19 protein-coding genes are annotated in these 19,792 nt (G+C 64.9%); 14 read left to right on the plus strand and 5 right to left on the minus strand.

Features of this window, described 5'->3' with window-relative positions; translation table 11 throughout:
- The first annotated feature begins 103 nt into the window (after window positions 1–103).
- From QA639_RS14660 to QA639_RS14670, 3 genes are read left to right on the plus strand one after another with little or no spacing between them, the layout of a single operon-like run.
- Window positions 104–1,105, plus strand: a complete 1,002-nt coding sequence (locus QA639_RS14660) for a TRAP transporter substrate-binding protein (RefSeq protein ID WP_283090114.1) — start codon at window positions 104–106, stop codon at window positions 1,103–1,105.
- A 28-nt stretch (window positions 1,106–1,133) separates the two neighbouring features.
- Complete coding sequence (locus tag QA639_RS14665) at window positions 1,134–1,718, plus strand: TRAP transporter small permease (protein ID WP_283090115.1); 585 nt, start codon at window positions 1,134–1,136, stop codon at window positions 1,716–1,718.
- Window positions 1,715–3,055: a TRAP transporter large permease gene (locus tag QA639_RS14670; protein ID WP_028331861.1), complete on the plus strand. Its 1,341-nt coding sequence runs from the start codon at window positions 1,715–1,717 to the stop codon at window positions 3,053–3,055. Before QA639_RS14665 ends, QA639_RS14670 begins: the two co-directional genes overlap by 4 nt.
- An 8-nt stretch (window positions 3,056–3,063) precedes the next feature.
- Here QA639_RS14670 and QA639_RS14675 read toward each other — a convergent pair whose 3' ends face one another.
- Complete coding sequence (locus tag QA639_RS14675) at window positions 3,064–3,858, minus strand: enoyl-CoA hydratase/isomerase family protein (protein ID WP_050384741.1); 795 nt, start codon at window positions 3,856–3,858, stop codon at window positions 3,064–3,066.
- A gap of 248 nt (window positions 3,859–4,106) precedes the next feature.
- Between QA639_RS14675 and QA639_RS14680 the strand changes: the two genes are divergently transcribed.
- Window positions 4,107–5,324 (plus strand): NAD(P)/FAD-dependent oxidoreductase, encoded by a 1,218-nt coding sequence (locus tag QA639_RS14680; protein WP_283090116.1) that lies wholly within the window; start codon window positions 4,107–4,109, stop codon window positions 5,322–5,324.
- 102 nt (window positions 5,325–5,426) lie between these two features.
- Here the strand turns inward: QA639_RS14680 and rbsK are convergent, their stop codons facing one another.
- Window positions 5,427–6,362: a ribokinase gene (gene rbsK / locus QA639_RS14685; protein ID WP_283090117.1), complete on the minus strand. Its 936-nt coding sequence runs from the start codon at window positions 6,360–6,362 to the stop codon at window positions 5,427–5,429.
- Window positions 6,363–6,384: 22 nt separating this feature from the next.
- Complete coding sequence (locus QA639_RS14690; RefSeq protein ID WP_028331857.1) at window positions 6,385–7,278, minus strand: sugar kinase; 894 nt, start codon at window positions 7,276–7,278, stop codon at window positions 6,385–6,387.
- Window positions 7,279–7,504: 226 nt separating this feature from the next.
- Here QA639_RS14690 and QA639_RS14695 point away from each other — a divergent pair, with 226 nt between their 5' ends.
- The 9 genes from QA639_RS14695 (at window position 7,505) to QA639_RS14735 (ending at window position 17,053) form a co-directional block, all read left to right on the plus strand.
- Window positions 7,505–8,353, plus strand: a complete 849-nt coding sequence (locus tag QA639_RS14695; RefSeq protein ID WP_028331856.1) for a VOC family protein — start codon at window positions 7,505–7,507, stop codon at window positions 8,351–8,353.
- Between the two features lie 347 nt (window positions 8,354–8,700).
- A complete protein-coding gene (locus QA639_RS14700; RefSeq protein WP_038377107.1) occupies window positions 8,701–9,357 on the plus strand; it encodes a TetR/AcrR family transcriptional regulator in 657 nt (218 codons plus the stop codon).
- Between the two features lie 204 nt (window positions 9,358–9,561).
- Window positions 9,562–10,371, plus strand: coding sequence for an ABC transporter permease (locus QA639_RS14705; RefSeq protein ID WP_028331854.1), 810 nt, complete (start codon window positions 9,562–9,564; stop codon window positions 10,369–10,371).
- Window positions 10,372–10,429: 58 nt separating this feature from the next.
- Entirely contained in the window at window positions 10,430–11,428 is a 999-nt protein-coding gene (locus QA639_RS14710; protein WP_050384735.1) for an ABC transporter substrate-binding protein, read from the plus strand.
- A 151-nt stretch (window positions 11,429–11,579) separates the two neighbouring features.
- Window positions 11,580–12,416 (plus strand): ABC transporter ATP-binding protein, encoded by an 837-nt coding sequence (locus QA639_RS14715; protein ID WP_283090118.1) that lies wholly within the window; start codon window positions 11,580–11,582, stop codon window positions 12,414–12,416.
- Window positions 12,417–12,430: 14 nt separating this feature from the next.
- Entirely contained in the window at window positions 12,431–13,834 is a 1,404-nt protein-coding gene (locus QA639_RS14720) for a hypothetical protein (protein WP_283090119.1), read from the plus strand.
- Window positions 13,831–14,982, plus strand: coding sequence for a Gfo/Idh/MocA family protein (locus QA639_RS14725; RefSeq protein WP_157348263.1), 1,152 nt, complete (start codon window positions 13,831–13,833; stop codon window positions 14,980–14,982). The genes QA639_RS14720 and QA639_RS14725 overlap by 4 nt, the downstream gene beginning before the upstream one ends.
- Window positions 14,983–14,996: 14 nt before the next feature.
- Window positions 14,997–16,190 (plus strand): dihydrodipicolinate synthase family protein, encoded by a 1,194-nt coding sequence (locus QA639_RS14730; protein WP_157348262.1) that lies wholly within the window; start codon window positions 14,997–14,999, stop codon window positions 16,188–16,190.
- On the plus strand, window positions 16,190–17,053 hold the full coding sequence (locus QA639_RS14735) for a sugar phosphate isomerase/epimerase family protein (protein WP_050386008.1): 864 nt from the start codon (window positions 16,190–16,192) through the stop codon (window positions 17,051–17,053). Before QA639_RS14730 ends, QA639_RS14735 begins: the two co-directional genes overlap by 1 nt.
- A 46-nt stretch (window positions 17,054–17,099) precedes the next feature.
- On the opposite strand, the gene QA639_RS14740 is transcribed toward QA639_RS14735, so the two are convergent.
- Window positions 17,100–17,729, minus strand: a complete 630-nt coding sequence (locus QA639_RS14740) for a potassium channel family protein (RefSeq protein WP_283090584.1) — start codon at window positions 17,727–17,729, stop codon at window positions 17,100–17,102.
- Window positions 17,730–17,921: 192 nt separating this feature from the next.
- On the minus strand, window positions 17,922–18,848 hold the full coding sequence (locus QA639_RS14745; RefSeq protein WP_244482387.1) for a Spy/CpxP family protein refolding chaperone: 927 nt from the start codon (window positions 18,846–18,848) through the stop codon (window positions 17,922–17,924).
- A 72-nt stretch (window positions 18,849–18,920) separates the two neighbouring features.
- On the opposite strand from QA639_RS14745, the gene QA639_RS14750 reads away from it, so the two are divergent.
- Window positions 18,921–19,355, plus strand: coding sequence for a hypothetical protein (locus QA639_RS14750; RefSeq protein WP_244978810.1), 435 nt, complete (start codon window positions 18,921–18,923; stop codon window positions 19,353–19,355).
- The last annotated feature ends 437 nt before the right edge of the window (window positions 19,356–19,792 follow it).

The raw sequence follows: 19,792 nt of genomic DNA on the forward strand, positions 1-19,792 counted from the left end.
AGCGCCCGCTTGGGCCTCGACGACCTGATTACCTCTGTTTTATTGACAATCCTGCGCGACTGATGGGATGATCCCCTCAATTAAAAACAGGGGGAACGTCGCGATGGGCCATTCAGCCAGGATCGTCGGGATTGCGATGGCGGCGGCAGCGTTGCTGCTGCCGCCGCGCGCTGGCGCGCAGGAAGTCAAGCACTACCGCTTCGCGCACGATCAGCAGCTCAACACCGGATACAGCGTGGCCTACGACATGTTCTCCGCCAAGCTCAAGGAGTTGAGCAAGGGGACCATGATCGTCGATCAATATCCGGGCGCCCAACTCGGACAGGAGCCGCAGCTGCTGCAGCTCGTGAAATCCGGAGACATCGAATTCGCGATCATCTCATCGGCGAACACCGCGACTATCTCGCCGCAGGCCGGTGTGATGTCGCTGCATTTCCTGTTCCGCGACGCCAACCATGTGGTGAAGGCCCTTGCGGATCAGAAGGTGATTGACGCGATCAAGGCGATGATTGACGACACGTCGCAAGGCCTTCATGTCATCGCGACGGGCAGCCAAGGCGTAAGGAGCATCTACGCCAGGAAGGAAATCCATAAAGTCAACGATCTCAAGGGGGTGAAAATTCGTGTTCAGGCGACGGCCACGGAGGATACGATTTTCCCGGCTTACGCCGCGCAAACCGTCCATATGCCGTTCGGCAGCGTGTACACGTCGCTGCAGACCGGCGTCGTCGAGGCGGCGGAAAACAGCGTGAACGTTTACCTCGTCAACAAGCACTACGAAGTCGCGCCGGTGCTCTCGATGACCGAGCATGAGGCCAACAATGCGCTGTTGTTCATCAGCGACAAGCTGTGGCAGAGCCTTTCAGCGGAGCAGAAGAACTGGGTGACGACGGCGGCCGCCGAGGTGAGCACGAAGGAGCCTGCCAAGGCGTTCGAACTGGAAAAGGCCGCAGCGGCAAAGCTGAAGTCATTCGGCGTCAAGGTGGTCGAGGATGTGGACAAGAAGAGTTTTACCGCGATCGCCGATCCCTATCTCGACAAGCTCGCCAAGGATCTCGGCCCGCATGCGGAGAAGATCAAGAATTTGATCCGCGCGATCAACTAGAGCCCGAGGTTGACGCGGAGCGCGAGCCATGGCCATCGCCGACACACTGGTGCTGCAACGGCAGCGGTATCTGAAATGGCGGGCGCTCGACCGGCTCGAGCTGATCCTGATGATGCTGTGCGGCCTGCTGTGCTTCGGCTTCTCGCTCTCGGTGACCGCCGATATCGTCACCCGCACCATCGGTCATCCCTGGCTGTGGCTGCAGGAGGTGACCTCGACGCTGTTCATCTACGCGATCTTCATCGGGGCCGCGGTCGCGACACGACGCAACGACCATCTCTATCTCACCGCGATCTCCGAAGCGATGCATGGCAGGTCGCGGCTGTTCGTCGAGATCGTCATCCGTCTGGTGGTGCTGGGCGTCGCTTTCTGCCTGGTCTGGTATGGCTATCAAAATTACCTCCGAGGCTTCGGTAGCTTCCGCCTGCCGTCGGGTACGCCGATCGCCTCGCTCTATGCGGTGATCCCGCTGTCCGGCATCCTGATCGGCCTGTTCACGATCGAGCAGCTCATCAACGGGATCCGCAATAGCTTCGACCATCCGGAGCCACCGGATGACGACCTTCCGATTCCTGCGATCGATACCCGCGCGACGACGGGAGTGCAGCCGTGAGCGCACCGGTCGTGCTTGCGCTGATGTCGTTCTGCTTCCTGTTCTTCGGTTATCTCGGCGTGCCCGTGCCGTTCTCGCTGATGGCCGGCGTGTTCGTCGGCGCAGTGCTATCAGACGTCTCGCTGGCGGCGATCATCCAGAAGATCTTCGACGGCGTCGATTCCGAGGCGCTGCTTGCGATCCCGTTCTTCCTCTTGGTCGGCGAGCTCATGAGCTCGGCGAATGTCGTGGTCCGCATCGCCAATCTGTCGGTTTCGCTGGTGGGGCACATCAGGGGCGGGCTGTCGCAGGTCGTCGTCGTCTTCAGCATGTTCTTCTCGGAGATGTCGGGCTCGACCACCGCCGACGTTGCGGTCATGAGCCGGGCGCTCGGCGGGCCGATGCGGCGGGAAGGCTATGAGCCGGCCTTCATCGCCGCGATCATCGCCTCGGCGTCGACGATCGCAGCGCTGGTGCCTCCGAGCATCACGGCGGTGGTCTATGGCGCGGTCGGCAATGTCTCGATCGCCGGGCTGTTCATGGCCGGCGTGGTCCCCGGGCTGATGATCGGCTTCGGACTGATGATCTACTGCTACTTCTTCGGTCCCTCGGGCCTGCGCAAGCCGCGCGCGCCGCTGCGCCAGGTGGCGTTCGCCGCCGGTGACGCGGCGCTGCCGATGATGATCCCGGTGATTTTGCTGGGCGGCATCCTGACCGGCTGGTTCACGCCGACCGAGGCCGGGGTCGTCGCGGTCGCCTACATCATCGTCGTGGTGATCCCGGCGCTGAACCGTGGGCACCTGAAGAAGATCCCGTATGATTTCTGTCTGGCCGGCCTGATCTTCTCGCTGCCGCTGATCACGATCGGCGCGGCGAACGCGTTCGGCTGGATGCTGGCCTATCTGCGCGGCGCGATCTACATCGCGGACTGGATCACCTCGATCGCCGGCAACGACCCGCACCTCATCATGCTCTTGATGGTGCTGCTGTTCACCGTGGTCGGCGACTTCATCGAGCCGGTGCCGACCATCATCATCTTCATGCCGCTGGTCAACGCGCTGACCCAGGCCGGCGACATCAACGGCGTGCATATGGGCGTGGTGTTGATCGCTACGCTGGCCTTCGGCCTGATCACGCCGCCTTACGGGCTCGTGCTGCTGATGGCCTCGAAATTCGTCGGCATCAGTTTCGCAAAAGCGTTGCGGGCGGCGCTGCCGATCTACGTCGTGTTCCTGGTCACGATCTGCTTCACGATCTATTTTCCGAAGGTCGTGCTGTGGCTGCCCAAGCAGGTGATCCCGGAATCGGTCGGCTGCTTCAAGGCACCCGGCGGCACGGGGTACATCTGCCCGAACTAGCCAAACCTCTACTTCGACTTGCTGGTGAACTTCTTCACGGCGACGCGGAAATCGTCGGTATGCATGGTCGTGATGATCTTATGTTCCTCGGCGTCGAGCTGCTGCTTGGTTGGTGTGGTGGCCGCCTGATACACCAGTGACTTGGTGGCCGCGATCGCGGCGGGCGGATTCTTTGCCAGGCGCTCGGCGAGCTGCCGCGTCGCAGCCTTCAGCTCGGCCGCGGGGACGGTCTTGACGACGAGACCCCATTCATAGGCCTGCTGCGCGGTGAACCCATCCTCGGCGAGGAAAATCTGCAGCGCGCGTCGGGTGCCGACCGTGCCGACGATGCCGACCGTGCTGCCGCCATCGGGCGACACGCCGATCTTGGCATAGGCGGGCGTGAAGCGGGCGTCGTCCGCGGCGATGCACAGGTCGGTCACGAAGGCGAGGCCCATGCCGGCGCCGGCCGCCGAACCATGCACGCTTGAGAGAACGATCTTCGGCATCCGCCGGACCGTCTCGATGAACGCGTGATAGTGGTGCAGCATCTCGCCGACCACGGGGGCGATGTTGTTGGCTTCGGCGGCGGCACCGATGGTCTGCAGATCGCCGCCGGCGCAGAAGGCGCGGCCTTCGCCCTCGATGACGAGCACGCGAACGTCCTTGTTGGCTTCGACCTCGGCGCTGAGCTGCTCGAGCTTCTTGGCGATCGTCATGTCGATCGCGTTGAACGCGGCCGGCCGGTTCAGCGTAATGGTCGCGATGGCGCCGTCGATGCGGAGCAAAGCGGGGTCAGTGGCGGAGGGGGCGGGTGCTGGCATATTGAAGACCTTGGGCTTGTTGGTTCCGGACATTTAAGGCCTTGGCGGGAGCCGTGGCAATCCGGTCCGGCGCCGCGGGTGCGCCAGAATCGCCTGGGACCCCCTTGCGTCCGCGCGAGCCATGAGGCCAAATGGCATGTGCCTTCGGTACGCAGACACGAGCGCTGTGGGGACGGGGCAAGCAAGCTAACATCGACAAGAGGAAACGGCATGGGTCACTCCTGCTCGCGCGTATTTGGGTTGTTCCGATGACAGGCTCGGTCATCATCGTCGGCGCCGGACATGCCGGCTTCCAGCTCGCGGCGTCGCTGCGCCAGGCCGGCTTTGCCGAGCGCATCGCTTTGATCAATGACGAAGGCCATTTGCCGTATCAGCGGCCGCCGCTGTCGAAGGGCTATCTGAAGGGGACCGGCGGGCCCGAGACCCTGATGTTCCGGCCCGACAAGTTCTACCAGGACAACAAGATCGACCTGATCACCGATCGCGCCCAAGCGATCGACCGCAATGCGCGGAAAGTGGCGCTCGCCTCCGGCACGTCGCTCGACTATGGCCATCTGGTGTTCGCGACCGGTGCGCGGAACCGGCTGCTGGATATCCCCAACGCCAAGCTCGACGCCGTCCGCTACCTGCGCATCCTGGATGAGAGCCAGGCGCTGCGCGATTTGATCGCGCCCGGCATGCGCGTCGTCGTGATCGGCGCCGGCTTCATCGGGCTCGAATTTGCCGCCACCGCCCGGGCCAAAGGCCTCGAGGTCGACGTGGTCGAGCTCGCCTCCCGCGTGATGGCGCGGGCGGTGACCGCGGAGATTTCCGAGTTCTCGCAATCCCGCCACAGCGCGGCCGGCATCCGGATTCATCTCGGGGTGCAGGTCACGGCGATCGAGGCCGATGGCGGCAAGGTTACCGGCGTCAGCCTGAGCAACGGCACGCACATCCCGGCCGATCTCGTCGTGGTCGGCGTCGGCGTGCTGCCGAATGTCGAGCTTGCCGCGGAGGCCGGGCTGCCGGTGGCATCCGGCATCATCGTCGACGAGTATCTGTTGACCGCCGATCCGAATGTTTCCGCGATCGGCGATTGCGCGCTCTACACCAGCAAGCGCTTCGGCGGGTCGCTGCGGCTGGAGTCGGTGCAGAATGCGACCGACCATGCGCGCTGCGTGGCGTCGCGGTTGACCGGCAAGACCGAGGTCTATGACGGCCTGCCGTGGTTCTGGAGCGACCAGGGCCCCGACAAGCTGCAGATGGCCGGCCTCACCACCGGCTACGACCGCGTCGTGGTGCGCGGCGATCGCGCGCAGGGCGCGTTCTCGGCGTTCTGCTATCGCGGCGACAAACTGCTCGGCATCGAGTCGGTCAATCGCGCCGGCGATCACATGTTCGGCCGCCGGCTGCTCGGTGCCGGCGGCTCGATCACGCCGGAGCAGGCGGCGGATGCGAGCTTCGATTTGAAGAGTGCGCTGACGTAGTCGAATCGTTGTCCCGGCGAAGACCGGGACCCATACTTCGCGGCGATCATTGGCGGAGACGAACGCAGTTACTGCGCGGGTGCCCCAAACTGTAGCCGGTGGTTATGGGTCCCGGCCTTCGCCGGGACGACGCGTGGAAAGAACGGCGCTAACCTCCTGCGCCGTCGGCATCGACGGCGCGGCCCCCATCCGTTGCACGCAAATCGAGGCGGCGGCGTTGGCGTAAGCCAGTGCGTCGCCGAGCGGCTTGCCAATGGCGAGCTGTGAGGCGAGGGCGCCGACGAAGCAATCGCCAGCGCCTGTGGTGTCGACGGCCTTGACCTCGCGTCCCGGCACGAGCAGCGGTTGGTCCTCGACCAGCGCCAGCACGCCGCGCTTTCCGAGCGTGACGCAAACGATTTTGCCTTGCCCTAAGGTCCTGGCCGCCTCGGAGAAGCGCTCCGGCGTGTCGCCGTCTCGCAGCTCCGTGCCAGTCAGGTAGCCGAGTTCGGTTTCGTTCAGAACGAGGATGTCGACGAGATCGAGCAGAGCCTTGTCGGCCTTTTTCGCCGGTGCCGGATTGAGGATCGTGGTGGCGCCGGCAGCGCGGGCGCGCCGGAAGAAGGCCACGATCGCCGGCAGCGGGATCTCGAACTGGCTGACCGCGACGTCACCCCTCGCGAGGATGGGGGCCGCGACATCATCGGCATCGACCAGCCCATTGGCGCCTGGCACAACGACGATCGTGTTGTCGGCGTTCGCAAGCGTGATGATCGCCGTGCCCGAATGCGTGCCGTCCGTGTCCTTGACGAAGGCGAGATCGACACCTTGTGCGACGAGGAACGTTCTCAGCTCCTTGCCAAACGCGTCGGTGCCGAGCCGGCCGATCAGCGTGGTCGGTATGCCGAGCTTGGCCGAAGCCACCGCCTGGTTGGCGCCCTTGCCTCCGGGAAAATAGAGCACGGCCTCGCCGGCGACGGTTTCGCCGATCCGCGGATGGCGCTCGGCGGTCGCCACCACGTCCATATTGATGCTGCCGGCGACGAAGACGCGCCCCATGGCCTAGCCCCATTCACCTCTATCAGGCCTCGGCGCGAAACTCCTGCTTGACCGCCGCGATATCCGCCAGCGTCGGCAGGCCTGCCTCGTTGCCGAGCTTCTGGATCTTGAAGGTCGAGGCTGCGCGCGCGAACTTGAAATGCTCATGCCAGCCTTTGCTCGGGTTTGAAAGGTAGGAGTAGATGTAGGCGCCGTGGAAGACGTCGCCGGCGCCGTTGGTGTCGATCACGCGCGCGCGCGGGATCGGGAAAGCCGGCAGCGTGCGCACTGTGCCGGCCTCGTCATACCAGAGCAGGCCGCGCTCGCCCATGGTGACGCCGCCGACCTTGCAGCCGCGGCCCTTGAGATAGTCGAGCATCTGCTCCGGCGTCTTGTCCATCTGCTCGCACAGGCGTTCGGCGACGATCGCAATGTCGATGAATGCGAGCAGCTCGTGGGTGTTGGTGCGCAGGCCGCCGCCGTCGAGCGAGGTCAGGATGCCATCCTCGCGGCACAGCTTCGCATAATGGATCGCGGCGTCCGGCTGGTGGCCGTCGATGTGCAGCGCACGGCAGCCCTTGATGTTCAGCAGCGGAAAGGGGTGGATGTGCTGGTCGTCGCGGCAGCGGACGATGGCGCGCTTGCCGTCGTTCGGCATGATGAAGGACAGCGAGGAGGAGTTGACCTTGCGGGGGTGGAACGAGATGCCGTACCTGTCGGCCATGTCCCAGAACATCCGTCCCAGCCAGTCATTGGCCATGGTGGCGATCAGGTCCGGCGGGACGCCGAGCTTGGCGCAGCAGAATGCTGCGGTCACGGCGTTGCCGCCGAACGACACCGCATAGGCGTCGGCGACGTGCTTTTCGTCGCCGACGGGCATGTGATCCGTGATGAAGGTGACGTCGATATAGGTCTGTCCGATGAAGAGAGCCTGCATTCGCGTTCCGTCGTGGCTTGGTGTGGTCCCGGCCGGCGGTTCCAGACTAGCATTGCTGATCGGCCGATATCGCTGAAAATATTCGCAACCCTGCCTGGTTTACAGGTAGAGATGATGGCTGTGCCGGGCCCTTCTGGCATGCGGCATAACGGCTGGCGGCAGTCCGTGGTTCCGGGCTGGGTTAAGGGAGAAACACAATGACGGCAGATTCGGGGAGGTTGCGGCCATGATTATCGGTCTCGATCACGTCGTCGTCCTGACCAGCGACATCGCTGCTGCCAGCGCGGCCTACGAGACGCTGTTCGCGCGGTCGCCTTCCTGGCGCTACAGCGGCGGCGGCGCGGACCGCACGCTGTTCACGCTCGACAACACCACGCTGGAATTGGTGGCGCCGCAGGGCGACGACGATGCAGCCCAGCGCGTCCGCAGCGCGCTCGCCACCCAGGGCGAGGGGCTTGCGAGCCTGTGCTTCCGCACCAGCGATATCGCGAAGACACACCGCAGGCTCGACCGCTTGACGCTAAAGCCCGAACCCGTCGCGGAGGTCGAGAGCCGCGACGACATCAGTGGCGCCACGCTGTCGTGGAAGCGTACGCGGGCCGCGACCGATGCGACGCGCGGCGTGCGCATGTTCTTCCTGGAACGCGAGCAGGAGCGGCCGCTGTCGGTCCGCACCACGACCGCATCGATCACCGCGATGGATCACGTGGTGGTTTCGACCGCCGATCCGGAACGCGCCGCAGCGCTCTATGGTGCTCGGCTCGGGCTCGACATGGCGCTCGACCGGTCGCATCCGGAGTGGGGCCGGCTGATGTTCTTCCGCTGCGGCGACCTCGTCGTCGAGGTCACGCACCGGCCGGGCAAATCGGAGACGGACGCGCCGGACCGGCTGCGCGGCATCTGCTGGCGCGTCGCCGACATCGACGCCACGCGTGCGCGGCTGATCGCCGCTGGTGTCGACGTCTCCGAGGTTCGTACCGGCCGCAAGCCCGGCACGCGCGTGATGACGGTGCGCAACGGCACCTGCGGCGTGCCGACGCTTCTGGTGCAGCCTTCGCAAGGAAAGCCAGACTAGGCTGCGCTTTATCCGCGCGTCGTCCCGGCGGCGGGTGTCGTAGGCAACTGCAGGCTTTGAATTTCTCGTCATTCCGGGGCTCGCGAAGCGAGAACCCGGAATCCATTCACCCACGGAACACGTTGTCCGATTGATTTCGGGTTCGTGCTGCGCACGCCTTCAGGTGCGCAATTGCGCACCGGGGAATGACGAGGAGGGTGGTTGCGAGAAATATTCCCGCATGGCCGTCACGACAACATTCGTTCTCAAACGTCGTTCGTCATGCTACATTCATCAATTCAGCATCACGGGCGATCGATTTGGCCAAGGCAAAGCGAATTCAGAGATGGCAGCGCGACCCCCAGGGGATGCGGCTGCGGATTCTCGAGGCGGCCAAGCAGGAATTCGCCGCCCATGGCCTCGCCGGGGCGCGGGTCGATCGCATCGCGGCCAATGCCGGCGCCAACAAGCGCATGCTGTACTACCACGTCGGCAACAAGGAGGATCTTTATCTCGAGGTGCTGGAAGGCGCCTATGAGAAGATCCGCGCCGAGGAGCGCACCCTTGATCTCGAGCATCTCGATCCGCCCGAGGCGATCGGGCGTCTGATCGACTTCACGTGGAACTATTTTCTGCGTAACCCCGAGTTCCTGGCACTGCTGAACACCGAAAACCTCGCTAAGGCGAAACACCTGAAGCGTTCGACCAAGGTCAAGTCGATGCACTCGCCCTTTGTCGAGATGATCCGCACCGTGGTGACGCGCGGGGTCGAGAGTGGCGATTTCCGCGTCGCGGTCGATCCGGTGCAGCTTTACATCTCGATCGCCGGGCTGGCGTTCTTCTATCTCTCCAACAGCGCTACGCTGAGCGTGATCTTCGGTCGCGACCTCTTGAAGAAGGACGCCCGCGACGAGCGCCTCGAGCACATGACCGCGCTGGTGCTGGCGGCGCTGACCGGCAAATCCACGGCGGCGTTCGGCGGCGCGATGCCGGTGCTGCGCGCGGCCGAGCACCGCGTGGTGTGAGGCGCACGTTCGCGCTCATCACTGATGCCCGTAGCCCGGATGGAGCGAAGCGCAATCCGGGCTACGAAGTCTCATCCGACAAAAATTCTCGCCTGACGAAAGTCGCGTATTTCGGCGCGATTTTGCCGCGCGCTTGGGGCTGGACAGTATTTATCCAACGGGTTAATTTCTGAACGAACAGAGAGACTGCAAAGGGAGCGTGACGTGGCGGAGGCAAAGAGCCCTTCGGGCCTGTCGAAGGTGCTGAATGCGGCGTGGGTACGTCCGTTCCTGTTTTTGGTTGTCATCGTGGCGGCCTGGGACCTCGCGATCCGCCTGTTCCATATTCCCGCCTACCAAATTCCCTCGCCCGGCGACGTCGTCGCGGTGCTGTGGAGCGACTGGCCGGAGCTGTTGCGGCAGTCCTGGCCGACAACCTATGCAACGATTTGCGGCTTCCTGCTCTCGGCGCTGTTCGGCATTCCCATTGCGATGCTGATCGCGGGTTCGAAGACGGTCGAGAGCTACGTCTATCCGCTGCTGGTGTTCTCCCAGTCCGTGCCGAAGATCGCGATCGCACCGCTGTTCGTGGTGTGGTTCGGCTTCGGCATCATCCCCAAGGTAATCTCCGCGTTCCTGCTCGGCTTCTTCCCCGTGGTGGTCTCGGCGGTGCAGGGCTTCAAGTCGGTCGACCCTGATATGGTCGATCTGGCGCGCGCGATGCAGGGCAGCCGCTTCCAGGTGTTCCGCGCGGTCAACCTGCCGCACGCGATGCCCGCGATCTTTTCCGGCCTGAAAGTCTCGGTGACGCTCGCTGTGGTCGGCGCCGTCGTCGGCGAGTTCGTCGGCTCCAACTCCGGCATCGGCTATGTGATGCAGCGCTCGATCGGCACCTTCGACCTGCCGACGATGTTCGCCGCGCTGGTGATCCTCGCGCTGCTCGGCGTCATCCTGTTCTGGATCGTCGACCGCATCGAGCGGCTGGTGATCCCCTGGCACGTCAGCCAGCGCGACGACATCATCTTCGCTTCCTAGCGCAGCAAACGGACAAGCGGTCCAAGCAAGGACCGCGGACAATAAAGGGAGAACAACCATGAAGCGTTTGATTGCGGTCGCAGGCGCCGCGCTGGCCTGGACCGCGCTTGCGGTGGCCCCTGCATCCGCGGCCGACAAGGTCGTGCTGATGCTGAACTGGTACGTCTATGGCGAGCATGCGCCGTTCTATTACGGCAAGGCCAAGGGCATCTATGCCGCCGAAGGTATCGACCTCGAGATCCAGGAAGGCCGCGGCTCGGCCGCGACCACGCAGGCGGTGGCCGCCAAGACCGCCGATTTCGGCTATGTCGACGTGCCGACGATGATGCGCGCCGCGGTGAAGGGCGCGCCCGTGATCGCCACCGGCGTGCTGCTGCAGACCAGCCCGATGTCGGCGATGAGCCTTGCCGAGAAGAACATCAGGAAGCCGGAGGACATCAAGGGCAAGACGGTCGCGATCACGCCGGCAGATTCGATGACGCAGATCTGGCCGCTGTTCCTGAAGAAGACCGGCCTGAAGGAAAGCGATTTCAACACCGTCGCCGGCGACGGCCAGACCAAGCTCAACGCCGTGATCAACGGCCAGGCTGACCTGCTGCTCGGCTACGTCATGGACCAGTCGATGAAGATCAAGGACGCCACCGGCAAGGACGTCTATCCGATCAAGTTCGCCGACTACGGCATCAACATGGTGTCGTCGGGCATCATCGCGAACTCCGACTATGTGAAGGCCAATGCGGACCTAGTCCGCCGCTTCATGTCGGCGACGACAAAGGCGGTGGAAGCCGCGGAGAAGGACCCGAAGGCGGCTGCGCAGTCGATCCTCGACGCCAACCCGAAGGGCGGCAAGATCGACACGTTGACGCAAGGCTTCGAACTGACGATCCCGCTCTATCGCACGCCGGAGACCAAGACCAAGCGGCCGTTCCAGGTCACCGACCAGAACATGACCGAGTCGGTCAATTTGATGGTCGAGTATGGCGGCCTCGACGCCAAGGCCAAGGCAAATCCGAAGGCATTCTACACCAACGACTATCTGCCAAAGGGCAATTCGTGAGCCATCACCGCCGACTGTCGTCCCGGCGAAGGCCGGGACCCATAACCACCGGCTCCAGTTGTTGCGAGAGGTCTCTCCCCATGTGCCCGAATGAAAGGCCGCGGCATATGGGTCCCGGCCTTCGCCGGGACGACGGGTGGAGGGGGCTGCGATGAATCCTGCGACGAAACCAACCCCCGTCAGCCAGCCCGCCGCGCATCTGCGGCTGGTGTCGGACCGCGCGGCCGGCATCACGCTGTCGGGCGTCTCGAAGACCTACCGGTCGCGCGACGGTGATGTGCCGTCGCTGCGGCCGCTCGATTTCACCATCAATGACGGCGAGTTCTTCGTCGTGGTCGGGCCCTCCGGCTGCGGCAAGTCCACGCTGCTCAAGATGATCTCGGGCCTGCTGCCGCCGACGACGGGCGAAGTGCTGATCGCCGGCGAGCCGGTGACCAGGCCGCACGGCAATGTCGGTATCGTGTTCCAGAATGCGCTGCTGCTGCCGTGGCGCAACATCCTCTCCAACGTGATGCTGCCGATCGACATGAAGCAGCTGCCGCGGGACAAATATCTTGCCCGTGCCAGGGACCTGCTGAAACTGGTCGGCCTCGAGGGTTTCGAGAAGAAGCTGCCCTGGCAGCTCTCCGGCGGCATGCAGCAGCGCGCCTCGATCTGCCGCGCGCTGGTGCACGATCCGAAGATCATGCTGATGGACGAGCCGTTCGGCGCGCTCGACGCCATGACGCGCGAGCGGATGAATGTCGAATTGATGCGGATCCAGCGCGAGACCGGCAAGACGGTCCTGTTGATCACGCACTCGATCCCGGAAGCCGTGTTCCTCGCCGACCGCGTGCTGGTGATGACCGAGCGGCCCGGGGCGATCGCCGCGATCTACGACGTGCCGATGCCGCGGCCGCGCTCGCTCGAGACGATGTCCGATCCTGTCTTCAACGAACTGGTGCAGCGGATCCGGAAGCATTTCTTCACACAGGGGTCGCTGGACTAACACCCGAGCCTTCAATGCCGCTTCGCCTCAAGGTCAACGATATCGCGTTCTTCGAACGGCCGCTGGTGTTCGCCCGGCCGTTCCGCTTCGGCGCGGTGACGATCACCGCGTCGACGCAGATGTTCGTGCAGGTCGAGATCGAGGTGGAAGGCAAGGGGCGCGCCACCGGCGCCGGCGCCGAGATGCTGGCGCCGAAATGGTTCGACAAGCGGCCGCGTCTGACCGAAGCGCAGTCGCTTGACGGGCTTCGCCGCTCGCTTGCGATTGCACGCGAGCTCTACCTGGCGAAGGGCTTTGACACAGCATTCGGCCTCCATGCCGAACGTATCGGCCCGCAGGTTGCAGCCTGCGCTGCCGAAGACATTCCGCCGCTTGCCGCCGGCTTTGGCCCGGCCGAGATCGACAAGGCGATCCTGGATGCGCTGCTGCGCGCCGCCGGCGCGAACTTCTTCGACGGCATGGCCGGCAATATCGCCGGCATCGACGCGCGGCTGACGGCGGATCTCGAGGATGCGGCCATCGCGCGGTTCCTGTCGACGCGCAAGCGGCTTGACCGTGTCGCCGTCAGGCACACGGTCGGAATGGACGACAAGGTTGAAGGCGAGGGCGGCGTCGCCGACCGCAACGAGAACGCCGGTGCGCGCTATTTCAAGCTCAAGCTGAACGGCGATCCCGCGCATGACGCGGCGCGGCTGTCGCGGATCGGCAGCGAGCTTGCAAAGCTGCCTTACGCAACCAGGATCACGCTCGACGCCAACGAGCAATATGCCGACCTTGCCGCGCTGAACGCGCTGGTCGACCGGCTCGACCATGACGCGGCGCTGCAGCCGATCAGGGCAAACCTGCTCTATATCGAGCAGCCAATGCCGCGCGATATCACAAGAGCCTCGCCGCTCGGGAAACTGGCGGCGCACGGCTTCATCATCGACGAAGCCGACGATTCCTATGATGCATTCCCGCAGGCGCGCGCGCTCGGCTATCGAGGCATCTCCTCGAAATCGTGCAAGGGCGTCTACAAATCGATCATCAACGCCACCCGTGCGGCGGTGTGGAGCGCGGATGGCGGCCGGTATTTCGTCAGCGGCGAGGACCTGACCTGCCAGGCCGGGCTCGGCGTGCAGCAGGACCTCGCGCTCGGGGCGTTGATCGGCGTCGCCCATGCCGAGCGCAACGGGCATCATTATGTCGATGGCTTTGCCGACACCCCGGCTGACGAGGCCGACGCCTTCCTCACCGCGCATCCCGATCTCTACACGCGCGAGGGCGGTAAGGTCCGCCTCGCGATCCATGACGGCGATCTGCTGACCGGATCGATCGCCGCCGCGCCGGGCTTTGCCAGTTCGATCCATCCGAACTGGTCGACCATGCAGCCGCTCAAGCGGCCAACATCACGCGTTTCGCAGGAGCAAGCAGTATGACGACCAAACGCCTCGGCCTGATCATGAACGGCGTCACCGGCCGGATGGGGCTCAACCAGCATCTGGTCCGCTCGATCGTCGCGATCCGCGAGCAGGGCGGTGTGCAGCTCGCGAACGGCGACCGCGTCATGCCCGATCCGATCCTGGTCGGCCGCGACGCCGAGAAGGTCGGCGCGTTGGCAAAACGCTACAGCATCGAACGCCACACCACCGATCTCGATCGCGCGCTCGCGGACAAGGGCGACACCGTGTTCTTCGACGCCGCCACCACGCAGGCGCGGCCTTCGCTGCTGACCAAGGCGATCAATGCCGGCAAGCATGTCTATTGCGAGAAGCCGATCGCGACCAATCTCGAGGAGGCCGTTGCGGTCGTGAAGCTCGCCAATGCCAAGGGCGTCAAGCACGGCACCGTGCAGGACAAGCTGTTCCTGCCGGGGCTGAAGAAGCTCGCTTTCCTGCGCGACTCCGGCTTCTTCGGTCGCATGCTCTCGGTGCGCGGCGAGTTCGGCTACTGGGTGTTCGAGGGCGGCTGGCAGGAAGCGCAGCGGCCGTCGTGGAACTACCGCGCCGAGGACGGCGGCGGCATCATCCTCGACATGGTCTGCCACTGGCGCTACGTGCTCGACAATCTGTTCGGCGAGGTCGAGAGCGTGACCTGCCTCGGCACGACTGACATCCCCGAGCGCTATGACGAGACGGGCAAGAAATACCAGGCGACCGCCGACGATTCCGCCTACGCCACCTTCCGCCTGAAGGGCGGCGTCATTGCGCACATCAACATGAGCTGGGTGACGCGCGTCTACCGCGACGACCTCGTCACCTTCCAGGTCGACGGCACCCATGGCTCGGCGGTGGCGGGCCTGACCGACTGCGTGATCCAGGCGCGTCAGGCAACACCGCGCCCAGTGTGGAATCCGGACGAGAAGCGGATGCATGATTTCTATGCCGACTGGCAGAAGCTGCCCGAAAACGTCGTCTACGATAACGGCTTCAAGGAACAGTGGGAGATGTTCATCCGCCATGTCTGCGAGGACGCGCCCTACAAATACACCCTGCTCGAAGGCGCCAAGGGCGTGCAGCTCGCCGAATGCGCGCTGAAGAGCTGGAAGGAGCGGCGCTGGATCGACGTCGCCCCGATATCAGTCTGAGAAGGGACTTTGTCATGAACAAGCCTGTCCGACCGATGTCATCGCTGTCGCTGAAGCTGCCGACCGCTGGCGGCGGCCTGGAGACCTATCGCCTGGCGGCGTCGCGGACCTTTCCGGCGAAGCTCGAGGGTACGCTGAACCGCATGGCATTCTCGGCCGCGCATGTGGTGGCCGATCCGCGCGCCGACGTCGATCCCTGGCTGGCCGCGGCGATCGACTGGGACAGGACGATCGCGTTTCGTGAGCACGTCTGGGACCTCGGCCTCGGCGTCGCCGAAGCCATGGACACCGCGCAGCGCGGCATGGGGCTGGACTGGGCGACCTCGCTCGAACTGATCCAGCGCTCGGTAAAGGCGGCAAAGGCCAGGGGCAGCGCGCTGGTGTTCTCCGGCGCCGGCACCGACCATCTCGCGGTCGAGGACGCCAGGTCGATCGACGATGTGATCCGTGCCTATGAGGAGCAGATCGCTGCGGTGGAGCAGGCCGGCGGCCGCATCATCCTGATGGCCTCGCGCGCATTGGCAAAGCTCGGCAAGAGCGCGGAGGATTACGCCGGGGTCTACGACCGTGTGCTGTCGCAGGTTCGTGAACCCGTGATCATCCATTGGCTCGGCGACATGTTCGATCCGGCGCTATCAGGCTACTGGGGCACGGCCGATCTCGACAAGGCGATGGATACGGCGGTTGCCATCATCAACGCCAATGCGGCCAAGGTCGATGGCGTCAAGGTCTCGCTGCTCGACAAGCAGCGTGAGATCGACATGCGGCGCCGGCTCGATGCCCGCGTGAAGATGTACACCGGCGACGACTTCAACTATGCCGAACTGATCGCCGGCGACGACCAGGGATTTTCCCACGCGCTGCTCGGCATTTTCGATGCGATCGCACCGGCGGCTTCCTACGCGCTGTCGCGGCTCGCCGCCGGCGACGAGGCCGGCTTCCACGATGTGCTGGGACCAACGGTGCCGCTGTCGCGCCACATCTTCAAGGCGCCGACGCGCTTCTACAAGACCGGCATCGTGTTCATGGCCTATCTCAACGGGCACCAGGATCACTTCACCATGGTCGGCGGGCAGGAGAGCGCGCGCTCGACCTTGCATCTTGCCGAGCTGTTTCGGCTCGCCGACAAGGCCGGTCTGCTCGCCAATCCGGAGCTAGCTACGCGCCGGATGACGACGATCCTGACCACGCGCGGCATCGACGCCTGATGCGCGACTTTTCCAATGATCACCGCTGGCTGTCGCTGAACACAGCGACCGTCCGCAAGCAGGGCGATCTCCTCGCCATCGTCGAGGCCTGCGCGCGCCATGGCATCCGTGCCATCGATCCCTGGCGCGACCAGGTCGCAGCCGTCGGCCTCGATCGCGCCGTCCGTGCGGTCAAGGATGCCGGGCTCGATCTGTCGGGCTATTGCCGCGGCGGCATGTTCACGGCAGATGGCGCGCATCGCAGCGAAGCGCGCGACGACAATCGCCGTGCTGTCGACGAGGCGGCAGCACTCGGCGCCTCCTGCATCGTGCTGGTGGTGGGCGGCCTGCCGCAATATTCACGGCCGGGCAGCGCGGCGTCCAAGGATATCGCGTTGGCACGATCGCAGGTGCATGACGGCATCGCGGAAATGCTGGATTATGCGAAGCAGGCCAAGCTGCCGCTCGCGATCGAGCCGCTGCATCCGGCCTATGCCGCCGACCGCGCCTGCGTGAACACCACGAAGCACGCGCTCGATATCTGCGACGCACTCGATCCCGGCAGAACCGGCGCGATCGGTGTCGCGCTCGACGTCTATCACATCTGGTGGGATCCGGAACTGATGAGCCAGATCGCGCGCGCCGGCCAGGATCGCCTGCTCGCGTTCCATGTCTGCGACTGGCTGGTGCCGACCAAGGACATCCTCAACGACCGCGGCATGATGGGCGACGGCGTTATCGACATCAGATCGGTGCGCGCCGCCGTCGAGGCGCAGGGCTTTGCCGGCTATTCGGAGATCGAGATTTTCTCGAATGACTGGTGGGGCCGTCCGCTGGACGAAGTGCTGCGTACCTGCATCGAGCGGCACCGGACGGTGGTCTAGGACGCCGGCAGGTGGGCGCAGTGCTGCATGCGCGCCTCGTGCCTCATTACGACTCTTCGTTGCGGTGCTCGATCTCCAGCGTGACGAGGCGCGCCAGCAGCGTTGCCGGATAGAGCTGGCCGAAGATCGCCTCGAGATTGCACAGGCTCCGCGCGATCGGATGCAGCGGAGCGACGTCGCCATAACCTGTCGTTGTGAGCGTGGCGAAGCTGAAATAGAGGACGCGGCTCGCCAATGTCGGGCTGTCTTCCACCTTCATGCCGGGAAATGCGTCGGGCCTCAGCGTGCCGACAAAGGTGTAGAGCGCCGCGAAGATCACGGCGACCGTGAGATAGAGCAGGACCGCGCCGATCACACGGTGATAGGTGACGCGGCCTGGCGCGAACGTCGCGCGCGCCACCGTCACCGCCATGGTGAGGCCGACGAGCAGCCAGGATGCGGCGAACAGGTTGAGATCGAAAATTGAAGGTGAGCGTAGTCTCAGGATCCCGCCCGTGACGATCATGACGAGCGCGACCAGCATCGTGACGACCGCCAGCGTGCTGCCCGACATCAGGAAGACGCCGCCGACCAGGACCAGCGCGAGCAGGAGCTCAAAAATCTGGAATTCGAACAGGCCCAACGCCTGCAACGGCGCCACCACGAAAATCATGACCAGGAGCAGGACAGTGAGCACCGTCAACAAGGAATCTCCCCAGCGCTCGCGTAGCTCGCCAGTGCTCATCCAGCCGCGCTTCATTCCCGCCCCGTCATTCGGCATTGCTTCGGGATGCCGGTACCGGACATTGCTGCGCGCCGGCCGCAAAGGCAAGATGGGGGACTGGTATTCTGTGGCGCGCCCGGCGATCCGGAGCGCCGGCCGGCCGTCTCAGGGGCTCGCGACCCGCTGCAGCGTGTTGAAGCGGGCTTTCTGCTCGCTGCTCAGCATCGCATAGAACTCGTCCAGTGCAGGCTCGATCAGCTTCGCGGCCTTCTGCATGGCCTCGAGCCGGTGCTGCATCGCCTCCAGCCGGCCGACTGGCGTCAGCGGCACGTCGTTCGGGCAGGCCGCCTGCAGGTCCGCTATGGCTTTTGTGGTCGCATCGCTCAGGCGATCGAGCGCTTCCTTCTGCTTGCCAGCCGGATGAAGCGAGGCCTCGATCCGGTTGATCGGCAGGTGGGCCAGGTCGGATTTCGAATCGCCGCAATTGCCGGTTTGCGCGGTCGCCTCCTGCTGCTGCGGCGAACGCTCCCCGACGTGCGGACCAAGCGCATTGAAGCGGGCCTGTTGCTCGTCGCTGAGCGAGCTGTAGAAATTCTCCAGCGCCGGCCGCACGATCTTGATCGCCTCGAGCGTCGCGCTGATGCGGTTCTGCATCGACCGCAAACGGCCGGTGGGCGTCATGGCATAGCTGTCCGAACAGGAGTCCTTGAAGATATCGGCGGCCTTTGCCGCTGACGTCTTCAATTCGTCGAGCAGGGCGCGCTGCTGCTGGTCCGGCCGTACCGCCCGCGCGATGTCGGCAAGCGGCCAGGCCGTGACGCCCTTGTCCGGTTCGCCGCAGAGCTGCTTGATTGCCTGCGGGCTCGTGTCGGTGCGTTGACGGGACCGATCGCGGCCTGTGGTCGCCGGATAGTCGCCAGGATTGATGCTGGCATAGGCGGAGTAGGGACTGTTGGTGTCCCAGAACACGGTGTCGACGAAGTCGTCATAGGCGTAGGCCCAATAGCCGGGCTCGTAGGCATAGGACCAGAACGTGTAGTCAAAGATGTCCGAATAGGCGTAGGGCCAGAACACCGGCCCAAGCCACGCCACGAAGGCCGCGTGGCTGCCGCGGCGCCAGGCATGCCGGGGCGCCCAGCCGCCTTGGCGCGCCGCAAGCCCTGCTTGGCCTTGCGCACCTGCCTGCTCGCGGAAGCGCGCGGCAAATCGCTCGCGCTGAGCCGCCTGCGTCGCGGCCGTGGTCGCGACCGCAGCGCCAACCGTCGCTGCCGGCGCCAATCTCTGCCGGCGGGTAACGTCGGCCTGCTGCGCACGCTGCTCGCGCTGCAACAGGCGGTTCTGCGCCTGCAGGGCACGGTCATGGACGCGTTGCGCGCGTGCGCCTTGGACCTTTTGCGACTGCAATTGCTGCACGCGCTGCTGCAGGCGATCGATCCGGGTCTGCCGCTCAGTGGTCTGGCGCGAGAGCGCGTCACGCTGCCGCTGCTGCGCCGCCTGCTGGCGTTGCTGGATCATTTGCTGGTGCTGCTGCGCGCGCTGTTGAACGCGCTCCGTCGGCGACGGCCGCTCGCTCAAGCGCGAAGTTGGGCTCGGGCGTGATGGCGCCGCGATATGCGGAGCTTGACGCTGCGGTGCTCCTCGACGGAATTCGGGGCGTGGCGTTGCGACACGCGGCGCGGCGATATGGGGGGCCAGGCGCACAGACGGGGCGGCGAAATGCGGGGCCGGGCGCGGCGCCATCGCCGGTCGCTGCGGGGCGTGGAACGCGGGTGCTGCCGGCCGTGCCATCGCGGGTGGCCGAGCCATTGCAGGCGGTCTCGCCATTGCGGGCGGCCTGGCCATCGCGGGAGGGGCGGCGTGTACCATCGGCGCGGCGGGACGCGCCATTGCGGCCGGTGCAGCCGGCCTTGCCGCCGGTGGACCTTTTCCGTGTGGCTGGGCGGACGCGCCGCCGTTCGCCACGAGCATCGAGCTGCCAATCGAAAAGACAACAAACAAAGCGCGACGGGAAAGCATGAGCGTAGCTCTCCTTTCAA

The organism is Bradyrhizobium pachyrhizi (genome assembly GCF_029714545.1).
In the GTDB taxonomy this organism is placed as follows: Bacteria; Pseudomonadota; Alphaproteobacteria; order Rhizobiales; family Xanthobacteraceae; genus Bradyrhizobium; species Bradyrhizobium pachyrhizi.

What these genes read in the sequence shown, in the direction of transcription:
- QA639_RS14660 (WP_283090114.1), top strand. Translation starts at nt 104, where the DNA reads ATGGGCCATTCAGCCAGGATCGTCGGGATTGCGATGGCGGCGGCAGCG.
- QA639_RS14665 (WP_283090115.1), top strand. Translation starts at nt 1,134, where the DNA reads ATGGCCATCGCCGACACACTGGTGCTGCAACGGCAGCGGTATCTGAAA.
- QA639_RS14675 (WP_050384741.1), bottom strand. Translation starts at nt 3,858, where the DNA reads ATGCCAGCACCCGCCCCCTCCGCCACTGACCCCGCTTTGCTCCGCATC.
- QA639_RS14680 (WP_283090116.1), top strand. Translation starts at nt 4,107, where the DNA reads ATGACAGGCTCGGTCATCATCGTCGGCGCCGGACATGCCGGCTTCCAG.
- rbsK (WP_283090117.1), bottom strand. Translation starts at nt 6,362, where the DNA reads ATGGGGCGCGTCTTCGTCGCCGGCAGCATCAATATGGACGTGGTGGCG.
- QA639_RS14690 (WP_028331857.1), bottom strand. Translation starts at nt 7,278, where the DNA reads ATGCAGGCTCTCTTCATCGGACAGACCTATATCGACGTCACCTTCATC.
- QA639_RS14695 (WP_028331856.1), top strand. Translation starts at nt 7,505, where the DNA reads ATGATTATCGGTCTCGATCACGTCGTCGTCCTGACCAGCGACATCGCT.
- QA639_RS14700 (WP_038377107.1), top strand. Translation starts at nt 8,701, where the DNA reads ATGCGGCTGCGGATTCTCGAGGCGGCCAAGCAGGAATTCGCCGCCCAT.
- QA639_RS14710 (WP_050384735.1), top strand. Translation starts at nt 10,430, where the DNA reads ATGAAGCGTTTGATTGCGGTCGCAGGCGCCGCGCTGGCCTGGACCGCG.
- QA639_RS14715 (WP_283090118.1), top strand. Translation starts at nt 11,580, where the DNA reads ATGAATCCTGCGACGAAACCAACCCCCGTCAGCCAGCCCGCCGCGCAT.
- QA639_RS14720 (WP_283090119.1), top strand. Translation starts at nt 12,431, where the DNA reads ATGCCGCTTCGCCTCAAGGTCAACGATATCGCGTTCTTCGAACGGCCG.
- QA639_RS14725 (WP_157348263.1), top strand. Translation starts at nt 13,831, where the DNA reads ATGACGACCAAACGCCTCGGCCTGATCATGAACGGCGTCACCGGCCGG.
- QA639_RS14730 (WP_157348262.1), top strand. Translation starts at nt 14,997, where the DNA reads ATGAACAAGCCTGTCCGACCGATGTCATCGCTGTCGCTGAAGCTGCCG.
- QA639_RS14735 (WP_050386008.1), top strand. Translation starts at nt 16,190, where the DNA reads ATGCGCGACTTTTCCAATGATCACCGCTGGCTGTCGCTGAACACAGCG.